This window comes from Rhizobium ecuadorense (assembly GCF_001187535.1).
GTDB lineage: Bacteria > Pseudomonadota > Alphaproteobacteria > Rhizobiales > Rhizobiaceae > Rhizobium > Rhizobium ecuadorense.
Window position 1 is genome coordinate 1 of the sequence record NZ_LFIO01000800.1, and the last position, 331, is coordinate 331.

At 56.8% G+C, this 331-nt stretch carries 1 protein-coding gene; it reads left to right on the forward strand.

What is annotated here, in order from left to right; translation table 11 throughout:
* Positions 1–324 (forward strand): fibronectin type III-like domain-contianing protein (locus tag AF337_RS14075; protein WP_244471257.1); only part of this gene is annotated, 324 nt, incomplete at its 5' end.
* Positions 325–331: the final 7 nt, after the last annotated feature.

Consider the following 331-nt stretch of genomic DNA (forward strand, 5'->3'; position numbering starts at 1 on the left):
CATCTGCAGCCTGGCGAGACGAAGACGGCGAGCTTGACGCTGAGGCAGCGCGATTTCCGCTATTTCGATACGGCACGTTCCGCTTGGGTTCTCGATGCGGAGGCTTTTGCGATCGAAGCTGCGGCATCCTCCCGCGATATCCGCTTGTCAGTTATTCTGCCATGTAAATTGCCCGCTCCCGTGTTGCCACTGATTTCGCCCAATTCTCCTACAGCCCTCGTCTTTGCCCACCCTAGGGCTGAGGCTGTTCTTGTCAGTTTCTTCGTCGCCAGGCTTTCGATCTCAAGTGCAGAAGCTACGGCGCGGTGTGTTATACACATCTGACGCTGCC